General features: G+C 69.0%; 5 protein-coding genes. 1 reads left to right on the top strand and 4 read right to left on the bottom strand.

Annotated elements, in window-relative coordinates; genetic code table 11:
- The 4 genes from G3O00_RS37270 to G3O00_RS37255 form a co-directional block, all read right to left on the bottom strand.
- On the bottom strand, window positions 1-2,421 hold a 2,421-nt coding region (locus tag G3O00_RS37270; protein ID WP_206146007.1), incomplete at its 3' end, for a nitrate reductase.
- Between the two features lie 16 nt (window positions 2,422-2,437).
- Window positions 2,438-2,785 carry a nitrite reductase small subunit NirD gene (gene nirD / locus G3O00_RS37265; protein ID WP_011354949.1) on the bottom strand — a complete coding sequence of 116 codons (348 nt, stop codon included), beginning with the start codon at window positions 2,783-2,785 and terminating at the stop codon, window positions 2,438-2,440.
- Window positions 2,786-2,823: 38 nt separating this feature from the next.
- On the bottom strand, window positions 2,824-5,421 hold the full coding sequence (gene nirB, locus G3O00_RS37260; protein ID WP_206146006.1) for a nitrite reductase large subunit NirB: 2,598 nt from the start codon (window positions 5,419-5,421) through the stop codon (window positions 2,824-2,826).
- Window positions 5,422-5,442: 21 nt separating this feature from the next.
- Window positions 5,443-6,768: an MFS transporter gene (locus tag G3O00_RS37255; RefSeq protein WP_206146005.1), complete on the bottom strand. Its 1,326-nt coding sequence runs from the start codon at window positions 6,766-6,768 to the stop codon at window positions 5,443-5,445.
- Window positions 6,769-7,433: 665 nt separating this feature from the next.
- Between G3O00_RS37255 and cobA the strand changes: the two genes are divergently transcribed.
- Window positions 7,434-8,081: uroporphyrinogen-III C-methyltransferase (gene cobA, locus G3O00_RS37250; RefSeq protein ID WP_206146004.1), on the top strand; the 648-nt coding region annotated here is incomplete at its 3' end.

Below are 8,081 nucleotides of genomic sequence, written 5' to 3'. Positions count from 1 at the left end.
AGCCGGCAGCACGGGCACGCTGCCCTCGCGCTTCCCGGCGCTCGCCTTCAGCCCGCTGACGAGGCCGGCCACGTACAGCCGTTCGGTGTCCGTCAACGGCGGCGGCGCGAGGTCGGCCACGCCGAGCGCGGCCGCGAAAGTGTCGATGTCTGCCATGTCGGATTCCTGTGAAGCGGTCGCCTGCGTCATCACCGGCGCGGGCCGTGCGTCGCCGGCGCGTGCGTCGGGTTGCGCCGTCTCGTCGTCGGCGGACGCGAACGCATCGGTCTCGACGCGCCGCAGCGCGACCGCGCAGTATTTCAGTTCGGGTTGCTGCGATTCGGGATCGATCGCGTCGTTCGTCACCGCGTTGATGCACAGGTCGTCGCCGTACACGTCGTTCCAGTGCATCGGCGCGAAGCAGTTGCCGCGCTGCACGCGCTCGGTCACGACGGCCGGCAGCACCGCGCGGCCGCGCGCCGAGCGGATCTCGACGCTGTCCTTCGCGGCGATGCCGAGCGCGCTCGCATCGTCCGGGTGCAGCTCGACGAACGGGCGCGGGTTGAGCTTGTTCAGCATCGCGACCTTGCCCGTCTTCGTCATCGTGTGCCATTGATGCTGCAGGCGCCCGGTGTTCAGCACGATCGGGAACGTGTCGTCAGGCAACTCGGCCGGATCGACATGCGGCCGCGCGAAGAAGCGCGCCTTGCCCGACGGCGTCGGGAACGCGAGGCGCGGTGCGTCGTTGCCGTCGGCGGCCGCGCGCAGCGTCTGGCTCACGCCGTCGTTCAGGTAGCGGATCGGGTGGCGCTCGCGCGCGGTGCCCGGCGCGACCGGCCACTGCACGGGCCCGTCGCGCAGCGCCGCATGGCTCGCGCCGCGCAGGTCGTAGCCGGTCGCCGGATTCGAGAAACGGACGATCTCGTCGAACACGTCGGCCGCCGACGCATAGTCGAACGCATCGCCGAAGCCCATCGCGCGCGCGACTTCCGCGACGATGCGCCAGTCGGGCAGCGCGTCGCCCGGCGGCGCGACCGCCGCGCGCATCAGCGTCAGGTTGCGCTCGGAGTTGATCATCACGCCGTCACCCTCGGCCCATAGCGCGCCGGGCAACAGGATGTCCGCATAGCGATTGGTCTCGGTGTCGAGGAACGCGTCCTGCGCGATCACGAGCTCGGCGGCCTGCAAGCCGGCGATCACGTTCTGCCGGTTCGGCACCGTCGCGACCGGGTTCGTGCAGATGATCCAGCATGCCTTGATGTCGCCGGCCGCCATCCGCGAGAACATGTCCACCGTGCCTTGCCCCGTCTCCTTGCGCAGCGTGCCGGCCGGCACGCGCCACAGGTTCTCGACGAAACGGCGATCGTCGTCCGACGCCACCGAGCGCTGGCCCGGCAGCCCGGGGCCCATGTAGCCCATCTCGCGCCCGCCCATCGCGTTCGGCTGGCCGGTCAGCGAGAACGGGCCGCTGCCGGGGCGGCAAATCTTGCCCGTCGCGAGATGCAGGTTGCAGATCGCGTTGGTGTTCCACACGCCGTGCGTGCTCTGGTTGAGCCCCATCGTCCAGCAGCTCATCCACTCCTGCGCGTCGCCGATCCATTGCGCGGCCGTGCGCAGGTCGGCTTCCGCGAGCCCGGTGATTTCCGCGACACGCTCGGGCGTGTAGTCGGCGAGGAACGCGGGCATCGCGTCCCAGCCTTCGGTGTACGCGTCGATGAACGCGGTATCGGTGCGGCCATTCGCGTGCAACAGGTGCAGCAGCCCGTTGGTCAGCGCGAGATCGGTGCCCGGCCGGATCTGCAGGAACAGGTCGGCCTTGTCGGCCGTGCCCGTGCGGCGCGGATCGACGACGATCAGCTTCGCGCCGGCTTTCACGCGATCCATCATCCGCAGGAACAGGATCGGATGGCAGTCGGCCATGTTCGCGCCGATCACGAAGAACAGGTTCGCGCGATCGAAATCCTGGTACGACCCGGGCGGGCCGTCCGCGCCGAGCGACTGCTTGTAGCCGGTGCCCGCGCTAGCCATGCACAGGCGCGAGTTCGACTCGATGTTGTTGGTGCCGACGAAGCCCTTCGCGAGCTTGTTGACGAGGTATTGCGCCTCGATCGACATCTGCCCCGACACATAGAACGACAGCGCGTCGGGCCCGTGCGTATCGAGCACCGTACGCAGGCGGCGTGCGGTCTCGGCGATCGCATCGCGGGCCGACAGCGGCACCAGGTCGTCCTCGCGCGCCCGGCGCACGAACGCGCGGTCGAGCCGGCCCGAGCGGCGCAACGCGACGTGCGCCGACGAGCCCTTCGTGCACAGCCGCCCGAAGTTGGTCGGATGGTCGGAGTCGCCGGACACCTTGACGACTTCGCCTTCCTCGACGTGCAGCACCATCCCGCAGCCGACGCCGCAGTACGGGCACACGCTCTTGACGGGGGTGGCGGTCATGCGTGCTCCGGGGCTCTCAGGCTGCGATCCACACGAAACCATCCTCGACCCGCGACGGATACGCGCTCACCGACTGCTCGGGCGCCTCGAGGCATTCGCCGGTGCGCAGGTCGAAATGCTGCTTGTACAGCGGCGACGCGACGACGACGCGCTCGCCCAGGCTGCCGATCAGCCCGCGCGACATCACGGCCGCCTGCGACACGGGGTCGACGTTGTCGATCGCGAACACGCCGCCTTCTTCGGCATGCGCGACATGAAAAACTGCAACCTGCTCGCCGTTGACGAGGGCACACACGCCGGTGTTCGGCACGATGTCGTCGAGCGGGCACACGCGGGTCCAGGACAACGGAAGACGATCGTTCATGATGGGCTCCTTGGAAAAGACGCTGGTGTCGGTCAGGGTCAAACGGTTGCGGGTTCGGTGGCGGCTTGCGTCACGCCTTCAGCCACGACGGGAATCGAAACGGGTTTGCCGCCCGCACGTTCGCCGGGCGTCGCGGGCCGGATCTGGCCACGCGTCTCGACGAATTCGATGGTCGTGTCCGGCGCGTCGCTGTTCACGAAGTGGCGGAAGCGCTTGCGCGTGTCGGGGTCGGTCACGGCCTTCTTCCATTCGCACTCGTAGGTGTCGACCACGTGCTGCATGTCGGCTTCGAGCTCGGCGCCGATCGCCAGCTTGTCGTGCACGACGACGTCGATCAGGTAGTCGAGGCCGCCTTCGAGGTTGTCGCGCCACACGCTGGTGCGTTGCAGCCGGTCGGCAGTGCGCACGTAGAACATTAGGAGGCGGTCGATGTAGCGGATCAGCGTCGGACGGTCGAGATCGGACGCGAGCAGTTCCGCGTGGCGCGGCTTCATCCCGCCGTTGCCGCACACGTACAGGTTCCAGCCCTTCTCGGTCGCGATGATGCCGACGTCCTTGCCCTGCGCTTCCGCACACTCGCGCGTGCAGCCGGACACGCCGAACTTGATCTTGTGCGGTGCGCGCAGCCCCTTGTAGCGGTTCTCCAGGTCGATCGCGAGGCCGACCGAATCGTCGACGCCGTAGCGGCACCACGTCGACCCGACGCACGACTTCACGGTGCGCAGCGCCTTGCCGTATGCGTGGCCCGATTCGAAACCGGCCGCGATCAGCTCCTCCCAGATCGACGGCAATTGCTCGACGCGTGCGCCGAACAGGTCGACGCGCTGGCCGCCGGTGATCTTCGTGTAGAGCCCGTACTTCTGCGCGACCTGGCCCACCGCGATCAACCCTTCCGGCGTGACTTCGCCGCCCGGCATGCGCGGCACGACCGAGTACGTGCCGTCGCGCTGGATGTTCGCGAGGTAGTAGTCGTTCGAATCCTGCAGCCCGGCGTGCTCCTTCTTCAGCACGAATTCGTTGAAGCACGACGCGAGAATGCCGGCCACCGCCGGCTTGCACACGTCGCAGCCGAGGCCGTGGCCGTGCTTCGCGAGCAGTTCGTCGAAGGTCGTGATGCGCTCGACGCGGATCAGGTGGAACAGCTCCTGGCGCGAATGCGGGAAGTGCTCGCAGAGATGGTTGTTGACCGCGAGGCCCTGCTTCTTCATCTCGGCCTTCATGATCTGCGTGACGAGCGGCACGCAGCCGCCGCACGACGTGCCGGCGCCCGTGCACGTCTTCAGCGCGCCGAGGCTCGTCGCGCCGTCGGCAACCGCCGCGCAGATCTGCGACTTCGACACGTTGTTGCACGAGCAGATCTGGGCGGCCGCCGGCAGCGCCTCGACGCCGATCGCCGGCTTCGCGACGCCGTCCGACGACGGCAGGATCAGGAATTCCGGCGACTCCGGCAGCTCGATGCGGTTCAGCATCATCTGCAGCAGCGTGCCGTATTCGGCCGCGTCGCCGACCATCACTGCGCCATGCAGGAACTTGCCGCAGTCGGACACCACGAGCTTCTTGTAGACCTGGCGGCGCTCGTCCGCGTACTGGTAGGTGCGGCTGCCGGCCGTCGTGCCGTGCGCGTCTCCGATGCTCGCGACGTCCACGCCCATCAGCTTCAGCTTCGTGCTCATGTCGGCGCCGGCAAATGCGGCGCCGGCCGCATCGCTCGCGTCACCGGCGAGCTGCTTCGCGACCACGCGCGCCATGTCGTAGCCAGGAGCGACGAGGCCGTACACCATGCCGTTCCAGGCCGCGCATTCGCCGATCGCGTAGATGTCGGCGTCGCTCGTGCGGCAGGCATCGTCGATCGCGACGCCGCCGCGCGGGCCGACGTCGAGCCCGCAGGCGCGGGCCAGTTCGTCGCGGGCACGGATGCCGGCCGAGAACACGATCATGTCGGCGTCGAGGTGCGAACCATCGGCGAACGCCATCCGGTGCGTACCTTCCTCGCCATCGACGATCTCGAGCGTGTTCTTGCCCGTATGCACGGTCACGCCGAGCGCCTCGATCTTCGCGCGCAGCATCCGGCCGCCGCCGTCGTCGACCTGCACGGCCATCAGCCGCGGCGCGAATTCGACGACGTGCGTATCGAGCCCCATGTCGCGCAGCGCCTTCGCGCACTCGAGGCCGAGCAGCCCGCCGCCGATCACGACGCCGCGCTTCGCATGCGTGCCGCACGCCTGCATCGCTTCGAGATCCTCGATCGTCCGGTACACGAAGCAGCCGTCGCGATCGTGGCCCGGCATCGGCGGCACGAACGGGCGCGAACCCGTCGCGAGCACCAGCTTGTCGTACGCGAGCGTTTCGCCGGACACGAGCATGACCGTATGCGCGGCCCGGTCGATCGACGCGACTTGCGCGTTCAGGCGCAGGTCGAACTGCGGATGACGCGCGAAGAAGCCGGGTTCGACGAGCGACAGGTCGTCCGCCGACTTGCCCGCGAAGAATTCGGACAGGTGCACGCGGTCGTACGCCGGGCGCGGTTCCTCGCCGAGCACGGTGACCTGCAGCGCGCCCGCGGTGCCCGCTTCCGCCGCGACGCATTCGAGGAGCTTGTGGCCGACCATGCCGTGGCCGATGACGATGAGTTTCATGGTGACGTTTCCTTCGGTCGATCAGTTCGCGACGCTGCTGGCAGCCAGCGCGCGGTCGCGCAGCTCGGCTTCGCGAGCCTTGTGTTCTTCGCTGAAGCGCACGGCCATCGCGCACAGCGCGGTCGCGGTGACGGCCAGCCCGAGCAGGCTCAGCGTGTGCTGCACGTCGCCGACGCCCTTCAGCAGGAAGCTCGCGGCCACCGCGCCGACGTTGCCGCCCGCGCCGACGATCCCCGCCACGCCGCCGAGCGCCTTGCGATCGATGAACGGCACCAGCGCGTAGGTCGCGCCGCAGGCCATGTGCGTGAAGAGGCCGAACGTGAGCATCGCGACGAGCGCGATGCCGATGCTTTGCGCATGCGAGAACCAGATCAGCCCGAGCCCTTCGCCGACGATCAGCGCGCACAGCAACGTGGCGCGCACGTCGAGGCTGCGGCGCGCGGCGATCTTGTCGGACAGCCAGCCGCCGAGCGCGCGGGCAAACAGTGCGAGCAGCCCGAACAGGCCCACCGCGAACCCGGCGTCCTTCAGCGACAGGCTGAAGTGATCGACGTAGTACAGCGCGGCGATGTTGTGGATGAACACCTCGACGCCGAAGCACGCGCCGTACGTGACGAACAGCATCCACACGCGATAGTTGCCGCAGGCCGCGAAGAAGCTCGCCCAGCCGCCCTTCTTGCCGCTGTCGACCGTCACGCCTGCCTTGCGCAGCGCGATGATGTCGCCTTGCGGGCAATCCTGCGTGAAGCGCCAGTACGCCCAGGCCATCACGAGCATCGCAACGCCCGGCACGACCAGCGCGATGCGCCACGACGAATCCTCGCCGAAGCCGAGCATCAGGCCGGCGGCGACGAGCAGCGGCATCAGCGCCTGCGTGGCGCCGGCACCGGCGTTGCCCCAGCCGGCCGTCGTCGCGTTCGCGGTGCCGACCACGTTCGGTGCGAACATCACCGACGTGTGGTACTGCGTGATCACGAAGCCCGCGCCGATCGCGCCGATGCCGAGCCGGCAGATCAGGAAAGACAGGTAGTCGTGCGTGAACGACACCGCGAACACAGGGATCGCGCCGAGCAGCAGCAGGCCGACGTACACGCGGCGCGGGCCGAAGCGGTCGCACAGCGGGCCGACCAGCAGCCGCACGGCGATCGTCGCGGCCACGGCCGCGATGTTGATGTTGGCGACCTGTGCCGCGGTCAGGTGGAATTCGCGTGCGATCAGCGGCATCAGCGGCGCGCACGCGAACCACGCGAAGAAGCACACGAAGAACGCCATCCACGTCAGGTGGAACGCGCGCATCGGCGCGGTGCGGAAGCTGAAGAGATCGATACGGGTAGCTTTGTCGGTCATGTCATCCGCCAAACGAAAAACGGCGTCCTGCGCACCCGGTCTCGTCGAGACCCGATGCGTAGGACGCCGTTGCCCATGAAGCCCGTTGCCGGGCGCGTCTAGTAATCGGTACTGCCGGACGCATCGCCGTTGATCCGCCCGAACCACCTAATGCAAACGCCGTGCCATGTCGTCGCGAATCGGGCCCGCAGCCCCGCCGCGCAAGGCTCATCGGGCGTTGCACGATGCGCGGCTTCGTGCGACCCACGATGCGCCGTGAGGCAGCGAGGCACAGATGTGGTGCGCTGCAGCACTGTCCCCGTGCGACATCGCGGTGCGCGCTGACGGGGCACGATGCACGCCGATGCGGCATTGCGGCTGCCCGCGCGCGGCGGCTGCATGGGCACGCGTGGCCATCGCGCGGCGCGATGCACCCTGCTCCGGCCGCGCCGGCGCGACGTCTCATGCCGGTTGGCCCGGATATTGCTGAATCCCGTGCATGACACCGGCAACGGCGCCGGTGGGCAGTCCCCGCAAACCATGCCCGTCGTACCGGCGGGCCGATCAGGACAACGGTGTCCCTCCGTGCACGGCACGGCCGGATGCCGGTGCGTTTCGACCGCCCGCCGCCGCCGCGCAGACAACGCGCTATCGACCGCCGCATGCAGGCGGCACAGGAACACGACATGACGACAGGCAAAGTCACGCTGCTGGGCGCCGGCCCCGGCGATCCCGATCTCCTCACGCTGAAGGCCGTGAAGGCGCTGGCCGCGGCCGACGTGCTGCTGCTCGACGATCTCGTCGCGCCCGGCATCGTCGAACTCGCGCCGCAGGCACGCGTGATCCGCGTCGGCAAGCGCGGCGGCTGCCGCTCCACGCCGCAGGCATTCATCGAGAAGCTGATGCGCCGCTACGCGCTGCGCGGCGCGCACGTGGTGCGCGTGAAAGGCGGTGATGCGCTGCTGTTCGGGCGTGCCGGCGAAGAACTGGCGACGCTGCGCGCCGCCGCGATTCCGGTCGAGATCGTCAACGGCATCTCGTCGGGATTCGCGGCCGCCGCGAGCCTCGGCATCTCGCTCACGCACCGCGAGCATTGCCAGGGCGTCACGTTCGTCACCGCGCACCGCCAGGACCACGGCGAGCCCGACTGGGCACGCCTCGCGGCGACCGGCACCACACTCGCGATCTACATGGGCATGAGCCGCGTCGACAGCATTGCCGCCGGCCTGCTCGCCGTGCTGCCGCCCTCGACGCCGGCCGCGGCCGTGCAATGGGCCGGCACGCCCGACGAACGCCGCTGGACCGGCACGCTTGGCGGTCTCGCGCGCGGCATC

The sequence above is a fragment of the Burkholderia sp. Ac-20384 genome (assembly GCF_017104605.1).
In the GTDB taxonomy this organism is placed as follows: Bacteria; Pseudomonadota; Gammaproteobacteria; order Burkholderiales; family Burkholderiaceae; genus Burkholderia; species Burkholderia lata.
Note: the sequence above shows the minus strand (reverse complement) of the source record. Positions and strands in the feature narration are given on the sequence as shown.